We start from the raw sequence: 12948 nt of genomic DNA, 5'->3' as shown, positions 1-12948 counted from the left end.
CGCACGTCGCTCCGCAGACCGAGGAAGGAATGGAGCCCGGTGGGAAGCTCGAGCGGAAAACAGGTCAAAGCCAACATCTTCGCGGCCGGAGCGGTGATCTGGCGACGGCCACCCGACTCACCGCACGGTGTCGAGGTCGCACTGATCCACCGGCCCAAGTACGACGACTGGTCCTTCCCCAAGGGCAAACTCGATCCCGGCGAGACGTCCGTGGTCGCCGCGGTTCGTGAAGTGCGCGAAGAAACCGGCTTCGAGATCCGGCTGGGCCGGTACCTGCGTGCGGAGACATATCCGATTCCCGGGCATCGCAAGCTCAAACGCGTCGAGTACTGGGCAGCGCAGATCACCGAGGGGCACTTTCGCGCCAACGACGAGGTGGACGAACTCCGTTGGCTGACACCGGAGCATGCGGCCGATCAGCTCTCGTATCCGATGGACCGGAAAATCCTGCGGCGCTTCCTGGCAATGGATCCGGACACCGACACACTGCTGCTCGTCCGCCATGCCAAGGCAGGAAGCCGGAAGAGGTACCGCGGGGACGACGCCGAGCGGCCGCTCGATGCCGAGGGTACGCGGCAGGCGGAGGCTCTGGTGGCGCAATTGCGTGCGTTCGACGCCACCGAGGTGTCCGCCGCGGACCGCGTCCGTTGCGTCCGGACCGTCGAACCCCTGGCCGAGTCCCTGGCGACGCCGGTCCATCTCGAACCCGCGCTCACCGAGGAGTCCTACACCGCCGATCCGGCCGTGGGCCGCGAGCGGATGCTCGAGATCGCGTCCCGCAACGGAGTGCAGGTGGTGTGTAGCCAGGGCGGGGTGATTCCGGATCTGATGCAGTGGTGGGCGGACCGGGACGGACTCGTGCTTCCCCCGGCGCGCAACCGGAAGGCCAGCACCTGGGTCCTGTCGCTACGCGAGGGCCGATTGGTGGCCGCGGATCATCTGGACAGCCCGCTACCCCGGAACTGAACGCCTCTCACGCTCAGTGGCGCCGGCTCTGTGCAGAGCCGGCGCCACTGGATGTCGGCCGCGGCGGAACGGGAGTCCCGCCGGGCGTGATCGAACCTGACCTAGCGTGAACGCTTGGCAGGGGCCTTCTTCGCCGCCGTCTTCTTGGCGGTGGTCTTCTTGGCCGCGGTCTTCTTGGCCGGCGCCTTGGTGGCGGTGGTCTTCTTGGCCGCGGTCTTCTTGGCCGGCGCCTTGGTGGCGGTGGTCTTCTTCGCCGCGGTCTTCTTGGCCGGCGCCTTGGTGGCGGTGGTCTTCTTCGCCGCGGTCTTCTTGGCCGGCGCCTTGGTGGCGGTGGTCTTCTTCGCCGCGGTCTTCTTGGCCGGCGCCTTGGTGGCGGTGGTCTTCTTCGCCGCGGTCTTCTTGGCCGGCGCCTTGGTGGCGGTGGTCTTCTTCGCCGCCGTCTTCTTGGCTGCCGCCTTCTTGGCCGCGGTCTTCTTCGCCGCTGCCTTCTTGACCGGGACGCCCGCGCCGCGCTTGACGGCCGGACCACTGGCCGGGAGCTTCTGGCCGCCGGCGATCACGGCCTTGAACTGCGCACCGGGCCGGAACGCCGGAACGGAAGTCGGTTTGACCTTGACGGTCTCGCCCGTGCGCGGGTTACGCGCCACTCGGGCCGCGCGACGACGCTGCTCGAAGACACCGAAACCTGTGATCGTGACGCTCTCCCCGCGGTGTACAGCGCGAACAATCGTATCGACGATGTTCTCGACTGCCTCGGTGGCCGTGCGCCTGTCCGACCCAAGTTTCTCGGTCAGAACATCGATGAGCTCTGCCTTGTTCATTGAAATTCCTCCGCAAACTGATGGCCCACCTTTGGACCGACTACGAACCACGGTAAACCCAGAATACGGCAAGAGTCTATGTGCCACGCCAATTCTCGTTGGCGTGGCACCGGTCGACGAGGAATATTCGGTCGAGAAGAGGGCCGTTGCGGGCTCAGGAAGTACTCGATTCGGGCTCTTCGATCGTCACAGGTTTCCATGAAGGCCTTGACTTTTCGAACTCCGAAATCGCTTCTACCTGCCGCAACGTCAATCCGATGTCGTCGAGACCCTCGAGCAGACGCCACCGCGTGTAGTCGTCAATGTTAAAGCCCACCACGGTTGTTCCGGCCGTCACAGTTCGGTTCTCCAGATCGACGACCAATTCCAGACCGGGCTGCTCCTCGATCAGTTTCCAGAGCAGTTCGACGTCCGACTGCTCCACCTGAGCCGCCAGGAGACCCGCCTTGCCGGCGTTGCCGCGGAAGATGTCGGCGAACCGCGAGGCGATCACGACCCGAAATCCATAGTCCGATAGAGCCCATACCGCGTGCTCGCGGGAGGACCCGGTACCGAAGTCCGGTCCGGCGACGAGCACGGATCCACGATCGTACGGTGCGATGTTGAGGACGAAATTCGGGTCACCACGCCATGCCGCGAACAGCCCGTCCTCGAAACCGGTGCGAGTCACCCGCTTCAGGTAGACCGCCGGAATGATCTGGTCGGTGTCGACATTGGAGCGTCGCAGCGGGACGCCGATACCTTTGTGCGTTGTAAAGGATTCCATCGAAACTTCTCCTGATTTACTCGGGTCCTAGACCAGATCTGACGGTGCGGACAGGGTGCCCCGCACTGCGGTGGCAGCTGCGACAGGCGGTGAGACCAGGTGGGTTCGCCCCCCTTTGCCTTGGCGGCCTTCGAAGTTCCGGTTGGACGTGGACGCCGACCGCTCACCCGGCGACAGCTGGTCCGGGTTCATTCCCAGGCACATCGAGCAGCCCGCCTGTCGCCATTCGGCGCCCGCGGCCGTGAAGATCTCGCCGAGGCCTTCCTCCTCCGCCTGGGCCCGAACACGCATGGAGCCGGGGACGATCAACATCCGTACGCCGTCCGCGACCTTGCGGCCGCGCAGCACCTCGGCGACGGATCGCAGGTCCTCGATCCGTCCGTTGGTGCAGGACCCGACGAAGACCGTGTCGATCGTTACCTCCCGCAACGGAGTTCCGGGCTCGAGGGCCATGTAGGTCAACGCCTTCTCCGCTGCCACCCGGTCCGATTCGTCGACGAAGTCCTCGGGGTCCGGAACCGCCGTCCCGAGAGGAGCACCCTGCCCCGGGTTCGTGCCCCACGTGACGAACGGGGTCAACGATGCCGCGTCGATGTGCACCTCGTGGTCGAACACCGCACCCTCGTCGGTCTTCAGCTGCTCCCACGCCGCCACGGCGTCGTCCCAGTCCGCGCCCTTCGGCGCGTGGGGACGCCCGGCGAGGAACTCGTACGTGATCGCATCGGGTGCGATCATTCCGGCGCGAGCGCCCGCCTCGATCGACATGTTGCAGATCGTCATCCGGGCTTCCATCGACAGCTTCTCGATGGCCGAGCCGCGGTATTCCAGGACATAGCCCTGCCCGCCACCGGTTCCGATCTTCGCGATGACGGCCAGGATCAGGTCCTTGCTCGTCACTCCCGGTGGCAGGTCGCCGTCCACCGTCACCGCCATCGTCTTGAACGGCCGCAGCGACAGCGTCTGTGTTGCCATCACGTGTTCGACCTCGCTGGTTCCGATTCCCATTGCGAGAGCGCCGAAAGCACCGTGGGTCGACGTGTGCGAGTCTCCGCAGACCACCGTCATCCCCGGCTGAGTGAGCCCGAGTTGCGGCCCCACGACGTGCACGATGCCCTGGTCGATGTCTCCCATCGGGTACAGCCGGACGCCGAATTCCTCACAGTTACGACGCAGGGTCTCGACCTGGGTGCGCGACACCGGGTCGGCGATCGGCTTGTCGATGTCGATGGTCGGGACGTTGTGGTCCTCGGTCGCGATGGTGAGATCCCGCCGGCGCAGTGGCCGATTCGCCAGGCGGAGGCCGTCGAACGCCTGCGGGCTGGTCACCTCGTGGACCAGGTGCAGGTCGATGTAGATGAGGTCGGGGCTACCGCCTTCGCCGCGCACGACGACGTGGTCGTCCCACACCTTCTCGGCGAGGGTACGTGCTTTCTCTGCCATCTTCTCCACCTCGTGTATGCCGTCTCGTGACGTGATCCTGTGTGCGCGCCGGGGGCTGGCCGGCGGGCACGGTGCGGACGCACCACCTGTCTCCGGTCGCCCGCTTCTCGAAAGGCGATGTCGCGTTCCCTACCACGGAACATTGCGCTACTATCCCAACATGCGAGATACGGGTATCGACCTATGAGACAGCATAGCGGCATCGGAGTGCTGGACAAAGCAATGGGCGTGCTACACGCGGTCGCCGAGCAGCCGTGCAGCCTCTCCGAACTGTGCGTGCGGACCGGTCTGCCTCGCGCGACTGCCCACCGGCTGGCCGTGGGACTGGAAGTGCACCGGCTCCTCGCCCGTGACTCCGACGGGCTGTGGTGCCCCGGGCCCGGGCTCGCCGAACTCGCCGCGAGTGCCAACGATCCGCTCCTGTCCGCTGCCTCGATGGTACTTCCACGGCTGCGGGAGATCACCGGTGAGAGCGTCCAGCTCTACCGCCGCGAAGGGACCCAACGGGTGTGCGTCGCATCGATGGAACCTCCCACCGGGCTGCGAGACACCGTCCTCGTCGGCGCCCGCCTGCCGATGACGGCCGGGTCCGGTGCGAAGGTGCTTCTGGCGTGGGCAGATCCGCAGATCCAGCGCGCCATCCTCCCCGAGGCCGCCTTCGGGGAACGCATCCTGCTCGACGTGCGCCGGCGCGGCTGGGCACAGAGCGCGGCCGAGCGCGAGCCCGGCGTCGCCAGTGTGGCCGCTCCGGTGCGGGACGCCGGCGGCGCCGTCGTCGCCGCCGTCTCCGTGTCCGGCCCCATCGATCGGATGGGCCGGCGTCCGGGCGCGCGATGGGCTGCCGACCTCCTCGCCGCCGCCGAGGCACTGCACAAACGCCTGTGATCCCGTGAACGGCCGGAACTCTCGCATACCGGACCACCCTCACGCATGCTGTACGGATGCCGGTCGAGATCCGGTCGGCCCGACGGAGGAGGACAACCCGTGAGCACCCATCGCCGAGCGGAGATCGCCATGACGAGCTCCGAGATCGAGGACTTCGTGGAGCGGAGCAGAGTCGCCACGCTCGCCACCCTCGGCCCCGCGGGTACGCCGCACCTGACAGCCATGTGGTTCGCGGTGATCGGGTCCGAGATCTGGTTCGAAACCAAGGCGAAATCCCAGAAGGCGGTCAATCTCGCCCGCGACGACCGGGTCAGCGTGCTGATCGAGGACGGCGACACCTACGACACACTGCGCGGTGTGTCGATCGAGGGGCGCGCCGAGGTGTACGACGATCCGGAATCGCTGTTCCTCGTCGGCGTCGGCGTCTGGGAGCGGTACACCGGGCCCTACGACGACAGCCTGCGCCCGGCCGTCGAGGCGATGCTGCACAAGCGAGTCGCCGTACGCGTGGTCGCCGACCGGACGCGGTCGTGGGACCACCGCAAGCTCGGGCTGCCTCCGATGCCGGTGGGCGGGAGCACCGCACCGGCTGCCGATCGCTCCGGTGACCCCTCCGCCGGCAACTGACCGGCACCACGGTCCCGCCTCGAAAAATGAGAGGCATCGCACATTCGGTCGGCGTATGTTCACGGAAGGGAACCGTCGAATCGAGGGAGTTCTACCGTGACCGAACCGAGCGAAGAAACCAAGCGCAAGTTCCTGGAGGCGCTCGAACGCAAGAATCGCCACGCGGCGGGCGGAACCGATCACCTGGACAGCAAGGCGAAAGTCGATCATCCACACGGCCCCGCGGACCACAAACGCGAATTCCGGCGCAAGAGCGGATGAGACGTCCGGGAACGGACAGATCACCAAACGAAAGAAGTCCCCTCCGGTCGATGACCGGAGGGGACTTCTCGTTGTAGCCCCGACGGGATTCGAACCCGCGCTACCGCCTTGAGAGGGCGGCGTCCTAGGCCGCTAGACGACGGGGCCAGGAACTTTGTTCTCTGCTCTGGAAGCTCGGCAAGCTTAACCTGCCGCAGTCCGGTGACAAAATCGACCGAACTTCCGCTGGGGTACCAGGACTCGAACCTAGAATGGCGGTACCAGAAACCGCTGTGTTGCCAATTACACCATACCCCAATGGCCTGGTCCGACCTGCGCAGCAACTGGGCTTCGCGGACCGTCTCGGGCCGAAGAAGAGATTACCAGCCCCCTAGCGGGATTTACCAAATCGTATGGTCAGACGCTGTTTTCTGGGTCTCTTCCCGCCCGGGACGGTCCGACGGCGCAATCAGGCCTCAGCAGGGACCAGGGAGCGCGCGCTGCGCAACCGCGCCGACGACACGTCCCGCCCCAACAGTTCCATCGACTCGTACAGCGGTGGGCTGATGTGCGAGCCGGTGACACCCACCCGCACCGGCGCGAACGCCTTCCTGGGCTTGAGACCCAGGCCGTCGATCAACGCCGACTTCAGCGCCTCCTCGATCGAGGAGGCGGTCCACGTGTCGACCGATTCGAGCGAGGCGATGGCCGCGTCGAGGACGGGCCCCGCGTCGGCACCGAGATTCTTCGCGGCCGCGGCGGGATCGACGGTGAACTCGGACTCGTCGACGAACAGGAACTTCAGGAGATCCCAGGCGTCGGAGAGCACGACGATGCGGGTCTGCACGAGGTCCGCGGCCGTCGCGAAGAGTGCATCGTCGACCGCACCGAGGCCGTGGTACTCGGTGAGGAAGGCACGGAGCCGGGCGGCGAACTCGGCCGGATCGAGCTGACGAATGTGTTCGGCATTGATCGCATCCGCCTTCTTCTGGTCGAAGCGGGCGGGGTTCGAGTTCACCGTGGAGATGTCGAAGGCCGACACCATCTCGTCGAGCGAGAAGACGTCGCGATCGTCGGTGAGGCTCCACCCGAGCAGGGCCAGGTAGTTGAGAAGCCCCTCCGGGACGAAGCCGCGCTCGCGGTGGATGAAGAGATCGGCCTCCGGATCCCTCTTGGAGAGCTTCTTGTTGCCCTGCCCCATGACGAACGGCAGATGCCCGAACTCCGGAGTGAGATCGGCGACACCGATGCGTTCGAGTGCCTCGTACAGTGCGAGCTGCCGCGGGGTCGAGGACAGCAGATCCTCCCCGCGCAGGACGTGGGTGATCTTCATCGTCGCATCGTCGACCGGGTTGACCAGCGTGTAGAGCGGGATCCCGTTGCCGCGGGTGAGTGCGAAGTCGGGCACCGTCCCCGACTTGAACGTGGTCTCCCCCCGTACCAGATCGTTCCAGGTGAGATCGTGGTCGGGCATCCGCAGGCGCACCACCGGCTTCCGGCCCTCGTCGAGGTACGCCTGGCGCTGTTCCGCCGTGAGATCACGATCGAAGTTGTCGTATCCCAGCTTCGGGTCGCGGCCGGCGGCACGGTGCCTGGCCTCGACCTCCTCGGGGGTGGAGAACGATTCGTACGCCTCCCCCGCCGCGAGCAGCTTCGCCACCACCTCGAGATGCAGCTCGCGGCGCTGCGACTGCCGATACGGCTCGTACGGCCCACCGACCTCCGGCCCCTCGTCCCAGTTGAGCCCCAGCCAGCGCAGCGCATCCAGCAGGGCCTGGTAGGACTCCTCGCTGTCCCGGGCGGCGTCGGTGTCCTCGATGCGGAACACGAACGCGCCACCGTGGTGGCGGGCGAACGCCCAGTTGAACAGCGCGGTACGGATCAGCCCGACGTGCGGGGTTCCGGTGGGCGACGGGCAGAAACGGACGCGAACTTCGCTTGTGGTCATGGCTCACTCGAGTCGGCGGTACACGGTCCCCTACAGGCTAGTCGGCCATGTACGTGCAGATGCGCGGGCTTCGGGATGCGCGGGCTCCGACATCGCGCGACCCGAGTACGCCGCAGTGGCCCGCGGTCAGCGCTTGGCCGCCACCGAGTTGGTGAGTGTGCCGATGCCCGACACCGTCACCGAGACGGTCTGACCGTCGGTGATCGGGCCCACGCCCTCGGGGGTTCCGGTGAGGATCACATCTCCCGGCAGCAGCGTCATCACCGCGGAGACCCACTCGATGATCTTCGGAATGTCGTGCAGGAGAAGCGAAGTGTTACTGCTCTGCTTGACCTCGCCGTCGACCTCGGTGGTGATGTCCAGATCGGTCGGATCGAGCGTCGTCTCGATCCACGGACCCAACGGGCAGAAGGTGTCGTAGCCCTTGGCCCGAGTCCACTGACCGTCGTGGCGTTGCTGATCGCGGGCGGTGACGTCGTTGGCGACGGTGTAGCCGAGCACGACGTCGAGTGCTTTCGCCGCGGGAACGTCCTTGCAGGGCCGTCCGATCACGACCGCGAGTTCACCCTCGTAGTGCACCTCGGCAGAGTTCTTCGGCAAGGCGATCGCGGCGTCGGGACCCACGATGGAGGTGGACGGCTTGAGGAAGATCACCGGGTCCGCAGGCGCCTCGCCACCCATCTCGGCCGCATGCGCGGCATAGTTCTTGCCGATCGCGATGATCTTGGTGGCGAGGATGGGGGCCAGCAGCCGGACGTCGGCCAGCGGCCAACTACGTCCGGTGAACGTGGGCGAGCCGAACGGGTGCTCGGCGATCTCCCGGGCCGTCAGCCCCGCACTCGAGTTCCCCTCCCCCTCGATACTCACGAACGCAACACCATCGGGACTCGCTACTCGACCAAGACGCATGCCCCGAAGTCTATCGCCGGGACGGCCCCACTCACGGCGGAGTCACCGTCCGCCGGTATAGACTGCTGGCGAAATCATACTGTGAGACGTAATTCTCATTATCTGAGAACTACGACTTCTGCGCGGAGGTGACGGCACGTGTCGACGACGGCCACGGACATCGGCACGGCTCGACGCTGGTCGATGCTCGCGCTCGGGATGTTCGCCCAGGCCGCACAGGCGGTGTTCGTCAACGGAGTCGCCTTCCTCATTCCCGAACTCCAGGCCACCCACGGCCTCGACCTCGCACGGAGTGGGCTGATCGTCGCGGCGCCGACCCTCGGAGTGGTCGTCACCCTCGTCGCGTGGGGTGCTGCCGCAGACCGGTTCGGCGAGCGACGGGTACTCACCCTGGGAATGGCGGCGTGTACGGCAACCGGCGTCGGGGCCGCGCTGGCTCCCTCCCTCGTCCTGGTCTGGTGCCTGCTCTTCGTGGGTGGGATGGCGGCCGCGTCCGCCAACGCCGCGAGTGGTCGGGTGGTGGTCGGGTGGTTCCCGCCGCACCGGCGTGGGCTCGCGATGGGCATGCGCCAGATGTCGCTGCCACTGGGCATCGCGGTCGCCGCACTGACCATGCCCGGCATCGGTCACGAGTACGGTCTCGGCGCGGCCTTCGCCGTTCCGACCGTGCTGTGCGCTCTCGCCGCGCTCGCGTGCGGATGCGGAGTGCTCGATCCGCCACGGCCGGATCGCGCCGCCGCGGCCGAGTCGGGACTGCTCGCCAATCCATATCGTTCCGCAACATCCCCGTCTCGTACCGCAGCATCACTGTGGCGCATCCATGCCGCCTCGGCCCTCCTCGTGGTCCCGCAGTACACGGTGTGGACGTTCGCGCTGGTCTGGCTCATCGCGGACGAGGGCTGGTCCGCGACCTCGGCGGGAGTGGTCGTCACCGTCGCACAGATCCTCGGTGCCGCCGGCCGCATGGGGGTCGGCTACTGGTCGGACCGGGTCGGCAGCCGAATGACACCGCTTCGGACCGTGGCGATCACGGGGGCAGGGTGCATGACCGTTCTCGCACTCGCCGACGGGTGGGGTACCGGCACGGCGGGTACGGCCGTTGCGGTGGCCGCGCTCGTGGCAGCCTCGGTCGTCACCGTTGCGCCCAACGGGCTCGCCTTCACCGCCGTCGCCGAGATCGCCGGACCGTATTGGGGCGGGCGGGCACTCGGCATTCAGAACACCGGCCAGTTCGTCGTCGCGGCCACGGTACCGCCGGTGATCGGGGCTGTGATCGCGGTCGTCGGATATCCCGCGGCTTTCGCAGTGTCTGCCCTGTTCCCGGCGCTGGCGGCACCACTGGTACCGAGCGACGGTGCATCTCGTACCGGTGCGGACGAGACTCCGCCGCCGTCCCGTTGAGCGGAGACGGCGGCGGAGTCGGTCCGGTGTGCGGGCGACCGCTCAGAGCGCGGCGGTGATCCGGTCTCCGACTTCCGAAGTCACGATCGCCTGGTCGCCGCGTGCAGCCAGGTCGGCCTCGACCGCGCGTTCGATCCGCGCTGCGTCCTCGTCGCGTCCGAGGTGTCGCAGCAACAGCGCCGCCGAGAGGATCGCGGCCGTGGGATCGGCGATTCCCTTACCCGCGATGTCCGGAGCACTGCCGTGGACCGGTTCGAACATCGACGGGTTCGTGCGTGAGGCATCGATGTTCCCCGAGGCGGCCAGGCCGATTCCCCCGGTCACCGCCCCGGCGAGATCGGTGATGATGTCGCCGAACAGATTGTCCGTCACGATCACGTCGAAACGCGAAGGGTCGCTGACCAGATAGATGGTGGCGGCGTCGATGTGGCAGTACGCGGTCTCGACGTCGGGGTACTCGGCGGCCACGGTCTCGACGGCGCGGGTCCAGATCGCGCCGGCATACGAGAGCACGTTGGTCTTGTGGATGAGTGTCAGATGCTTGCGGCGCGTCTGCGCGAGCGCAAATGCGTAGCGCACCACCCGTTCCGCACCGAAGTACGTGTTGATCGAGACCTCGGTGGCGATCTCGTGCGGGGTACCGACGCGGATCGAACCACCGTTTCCGGTGTAGGGGCCCTCGGTGCCTTCCCGAACGACCACGAAATCGATGTCGGGCTGTGCAGCCAGCGGCGAGGCGACGCCCGGATACAGCTGTGCGGGACGCAGATTCACGTGATGATCGAGCGCGAATCGCATGTTGAGCAGAAGCCCCCGCTCGAGCACTCCCGGCGTGACCGACGGATCACCGATCGCGCCGAGGAGGATCGCGTCGTGGGCGCGGATCGCCTCGAGATCCGCGGCGGGAAGCAGCTCACCGGTGGCGTTGTAGCGCCGGGCACCGAGGTCGTACTCGGTGGTCTCGAGGTCGGGGACGAGCGCACGCAGGACCTTCAGCGCCTCCGCCGTCACCTCGACGCCGATGCCGTCTCCGGGAATGACCGCAAGTTTCATCTGTTCACTCACTCTCCACCGCGGCGAACCGCGATTCGACTCCGCGGCGAACCGCGTCCTGTAACGGTGAGGGCCACCGTCGCCGTGTGGCGGCAGCGGCCCTCACCGAGGCGTAACGGGTGGACGTCAGGACAGGTCGACCTGCTCGACACGAGCGTCGAGCTGTCCGACGATCGCGGCGACCTGGTCGTCCGCGACGACCTGGCTGACCCGCAGGATGACGGTCGCGCCCTCGCCCTCGGCGTCCTGGCTCAACGCAGCGGCCTGAATGTCGATACCGGCATCGCCGAGCACGGTACCGAGCGTGCCGAGGACACCGGGACGATCCGAGTAGTGGACCACGAGGTTGTGGCCCTCGGCCCGCAGGTCGAAGCTGCGGGCGTTGATGTTCACGATCTTCTCCACCTGCTGCAGCCCGGTGAGTGCGCCGGTGACCGAGGTGACCACCCCGTCCGCCGCGACGGCGCGAACCTCGACCGCACTGCGGTGCGTCGACGCCTCCGAGTGCGTGTCGACGACAACCGATACACCGCGCTGCTCCGCGATCTGCGGCGCGTTGACGAACGTCACGGCCTCGTCACTGCTCGCCGAGAAGATGCCGCGCAGCGCTGCGAGACCGAGGATCTCGACGTTGTAGGCGGAGAGCTCACCGCTCGCGACGACCTGGACGGTCTGGGTGGCCTCGGGGGCGAGGGTGCCCGCGAGCAGACCGAGCTTGCGCACCAGATCGAGCCAGGGTGCCACTTCCTCGCCCACGGGACCGCCGGTCACGTTCACCGCGTCCGGCACGAACTCGCCCGCGAGCGCGAGCAGAACCGACTTCGCGACGTCGATTCCCGCACGGTCCTGAGCCTCCGAGGTCGAGGCGCCGAGGTGCGGCGTGACGACGGTGTTCTCGAGGTCGAACAGCGTGGAATCGGTGCACGGCTCGGACTCGAACACGTCGAGACCGGCACCACGGACCTTGCCCGAGACGAGGGCGTCGTACAGCGCACCCTCGTCGATGAGTCCGCCTCGGGCGGCATTGACGATGATGACGCCGTCCTTGGCCTTCGCCAGGCGCTCGGCGTTGATCAGTCCGGCCGTCTCCTTCGTCTTCGGCAGGTGCACCGAGATGAAGTCGGCCCGCTCGACCAGCTCGTCGATGTCGACCAGCTCGATGCCGAGCTGCGCCGCACGTGCGGCGGGGAGGTAGGGGTCGTACGCGATGATCGAGGTCTCGAACGCGGCGAGACGCTGCGCGAACAGCTGGCCGATGCGGCCGAGCCCGACCACGCCGACAGTCTTGCCGAGGATCTCGGTGCCGTTGAAGCTCGACCGCTTCCAGGTGTGCTCGCGCAGCGTGCGATCGGCCGCGGGAATCTGGCGTGCGGTGGCCATGAGCAGGGCCACCGCGTGCTCCGCCGCGGAATGGATGTTCGACGTCGGCGCATTGACGACCATGACACCGCGCTCGGTGGCGGCCGGGATGTCGACGTTGTCGAGGCCGACACCGGCGCGGCCGACGATCTTCAGCCTGGTGGCCGCGGCGAGGACCTCGGCGTCGACGGTGGTGGCGGAGCGGACGAGCAGCGCGTCCGCCTCGGGCACGGCCGCGAGCAGAGCCGGCCGGTCGGGACCGTCGACCCAACGCACCTCGACGCCGTCGCCGAGGGCATCGACGGTCGACTGTGCCAGCTTGTCGGCGATCAGGACTACGGGACGGCCGTTCTGGCTCACGTGCAAACTCCCCTGGGTTGGTGGTGGTGCTGACAGATGGTGCGGATGGCGGGCCGTGACCCGACCGGCATCGACACGGGCGAGTTTAGTGCGTCCTCACTCCGAACAGGCACACCGGTCGGAAATCGCCTTCCCGCACCACGGCCCGACGTCATGCCGGTTCGCTCCGAACG

12 protein-coding genes and 2 tRNA genes are annotated in these 12948 nt (G+C 67.2%); 5 read left to right on the top strand and 9 right to left on the bottom strand.

The features are described 5' to 3' along the window. Nucleotides 1-39: 39 nt before the first annotated feature. Nucleotides 40-966: an NUDIX hydrolase gene (locus G4H71_RS18835; RefSeq protein WP_072740282.1), complete on the top strand. Its 927-nt coding sequence runs from the start codon at nt 40-42 to the stop codon at nt 964-966. A gap of 101 nt (nt 967-1067) precedes the next feature. Here G4H71_RS18835 and G4H71_RS18830 read toward each other — a convergent pair whose 3' ends face one another. The 3 genes from G4H71_RS18830 to leuC all read right to left on the bottom strand — a co-directional run bounded on the left by G4H71_RS18830 (nt 1068) and on the right by leuC (nt 4002). Continuing rightward, a complete protein-coding gene (locus G4H71_RS18830) occupies nt 1068-1787 on the bottom strand; it encodes an HU family DNA-binding protein (protein ID WP_074700617.1) in 720 nt (239 codons plus the stop codon). Between the two features lie 154 nt (nt 1788-1941). Continuing rightward, entirely contained in the window at nt 1942-2553 is a 612-nt protein-coding gene (leuD, locus tag G4H71_RS18825; RefSeq protein ID WP_072740164.1) for a 3-isopropylmalate dehydratase small subunit, read from the bottom strand. 27 nt (nt 2554-2580) lie between these two features. After that, nucleotides 2581-4002 carry a 3-isopropylmalate dehydratase large subunit gene (gene leuC, locus G4H71_RS18820; protein WP_072740165.1) on the bottom strand — a complete coding sequence of 474 codons (1422 nt, stop codon included), beginning with the start codon at nt 4000-4002 and terminating at the stop codon, nt 2581-2583. Nucleotides 4003-4176: 174 nt separating this feature from the next. Between leuC and G4H71_RS18815 the strand changes: the two genes are divergently transcribed. The 3 genes from G4H71_RS18815 (at nt 4177) to G4H71_RS18805 (ending at nt 5766) form a co-directional block, all read left to right on the top strand. Then, nucleotides 4177-4878 carry an IclR family transcriptional regulator gene (locus tag G4H71_RS18815; protein WP_072740166.1) on the top strand — a complete coding sequence of 234 codons (702 nt, stop codon included), beginning with the start codon at nt 4177-4179 and terminating at the stop codon, nt 4876-4878. A 129-nt stretch (nt 4879-5007) separates the two neighbouring features. Then, nucleotides 5008-5505: a pyridoxamine 5'-phosphate oxidase family protein gene (locus G4H71_RS18810; RefSeq protein ID WP_371843010.1), complete on the top strand. Its 498-nt coding sequence runs from the start codon at nt 5008-5010 to the stop codon at nt 5503-5505. A gap of 96 nt (nt 5506-5601) precedes the next feature. Next, nucleotides 5602-5766, top strand: a complete 165-nt coding sequence (locus tag G4H71_RS18805) for a DUF5302 domain-containing protein (RefSeq protein ID WP_169847199.1) — start codon at nt 5602-5604, stop codon at nt 5764-5766. 74 nt (nt 5767-5840) lie between these two features. Here the strand turns inward: G4H71_RS18805 and G4H71_RS18800 are convergent. The 4 genes from G4H71_RS18800 to G4H71_RS18785 all read right to left on the bottom strand — a co-directional run bounded on the left by G4H71_RS18800 (nt 5841) and on the right by G4H71_RS18785 (nt 8602). Further along, a tRNA-Glu gene (locus G4H71_RS18800) sits at nt 5841-5913 on the bottom strand. A gap of 78 nt (nt 5914-5991) precedes the next feature. Then, nucleotides 5992-6063: transfer RNA gene (locus tag G4H71_RS18795), tRNA-Gln, on the bottom strand. A gap of 151 nt (nt 6064-6214) precedes the next feature. Continuing rightward, nucleotides 6215-7693 carry a glutamate--tRNA ligase gene (gene gltX / locus G4H71_RS18790; RefSeq protein ID WP_072740168.1) on the bottom strand — a complete coding sequence of 493 codons (1479 nt, stop codon included), beginning with the start codon at nt 7691-7693 and terminating at the stop codon, nt 6215-6217. A 126-nt stretch (nt 7694-7819) separates the two neighbouring features. Next, nucleotides 7820-8602, bottom strand: a complete 783-nt coding sequence (locus tag G4H71_RS18785) for a fumarylacetoacetate hydrolase family protein (RefSeq protein ID WP_072740169.1) — start codon at nt 8600-8602, stop codon at nt 7820-7822. A gap of 183 nt (nt 8603-8785) precedes the next feature. Here G4H71_RS18785 and G4H71_RS18780 point away from each other — a divergent pair, with 183 nt between their 5' ends. Next, on the top strand, nt 8786-10003 hold the full coding sequence (locus G4H71_RS18780) for an MFS transporter (protein ID WP_072740188.1): 1218 nt from the start codon (nt 8786-8788) through the stop codon (nt 10001-10003). Between the two features lie 42 nt (nt 10004-10045). On the opposite strand, the gene G4H71_RS18775 is transcribed toward G4H71_RS18780, so the two are convergent. Together G4H71_RS18775 and serA are read right to left on the bottom strand one after the other, a co-directional pair. Further along, nucleotides 10046-11056 (bottom strand): 3-isopropylmalate dehydrogenase, encoded by a 1011-nt coding sequence (locus G4H71_RS18775; protein WP_072740170.1) that lies wholly within the window; start codon nt 11054-11056, stop codon nt 10046-10048. A 126-nt stretch (nt 11057-11182) separates the two neighbouring features. Continuing rightward, nucleotides 11183-12775, bottom strand: a complete 1593-nt coding sequence (gene serA, locus G4H71_RS18770) for a phosphoglycerate dehydrogenase (protein ID WP_072740171.1) — start codon at nt 12773-12775, stop codon at nt 11183-11185. Nucleotides 12776-12948 lie beyond the last annotated feature (173 nt).

Source organism: Rhodococcus triatomae, from assembly GCF_014217785.1.
GTDB classification, from domain to species: Bacteria; Actinomycetota; Actinomycetes; order Mycobacteriales; family Mycobacteriaceae; genus Rhodococcus_F; species Rhodococcus_F triatomae.
The sequence above is the reverse complement of the archived record's forward strand: the minus strand, read 5'-3'. Positions and strand labels throughout refer to the sequence as shown.

Bases quoted from the DNA above. Each gene is read 5' to 3' on its own strand.
- leuD (WP_072740164.1), bottom strand. From the start codon at position 2,553: ATGGAATCCTTTACAACGCACAAAGGTATCGGCGTCCCGCTGCGACGC.
- G4H71_RS18780 (WP_072740188.1), top strand. From the start codon at position 8,786: ATGCTCGCGCTCGGGATGTTCGCCCAGGCCGCACAGGCGGTGTTCGTC.
- G4H71_RS18830 (WP_074700617.1), bottom strand. From the start codon at position 1,787: ATGAACAAGGCAGAGCTCATCGATGTTCTGACCGAGAAACTTGGGTCG.
- gltX (WP_072740168.1), bottom strand. From the start codon at position 7,693: ATGACCACAAGCGAAGTTCGCGTCCGTTTCTGCCCGTCGCCCACCGGA.
- G4H71_RS18775 (WP_072740170.1), bottom strand. From the start codon at position 11,056: ATGAAACTTGCGGTCATTCCCGGAGACGGCATCGGCGTCGAGGTGACG.
- G4H71_RS18810 (WP_371843010.1), top strand. From the start codon at position 5,008: ATGACGAGCTCCGAGATCGAGGACTTCGTGGAGCGGAGCAGAGTCGCC.
- G4H71_RS18815 (WP_072740166.1), top strand. From the start codon at position 4,177: ATGAGACAGCATAGCGGCATCGGAGTGCTGGACAAAGCAATGGGCGTG.
- G4H71_RS18785 (WP_072740169.1), bottom strand. From the start codon at position 8,602: ATGCGTCTTGGTCGAGTAGCGAGTCCCGATGGTGTTGCGTTCGTGAGT.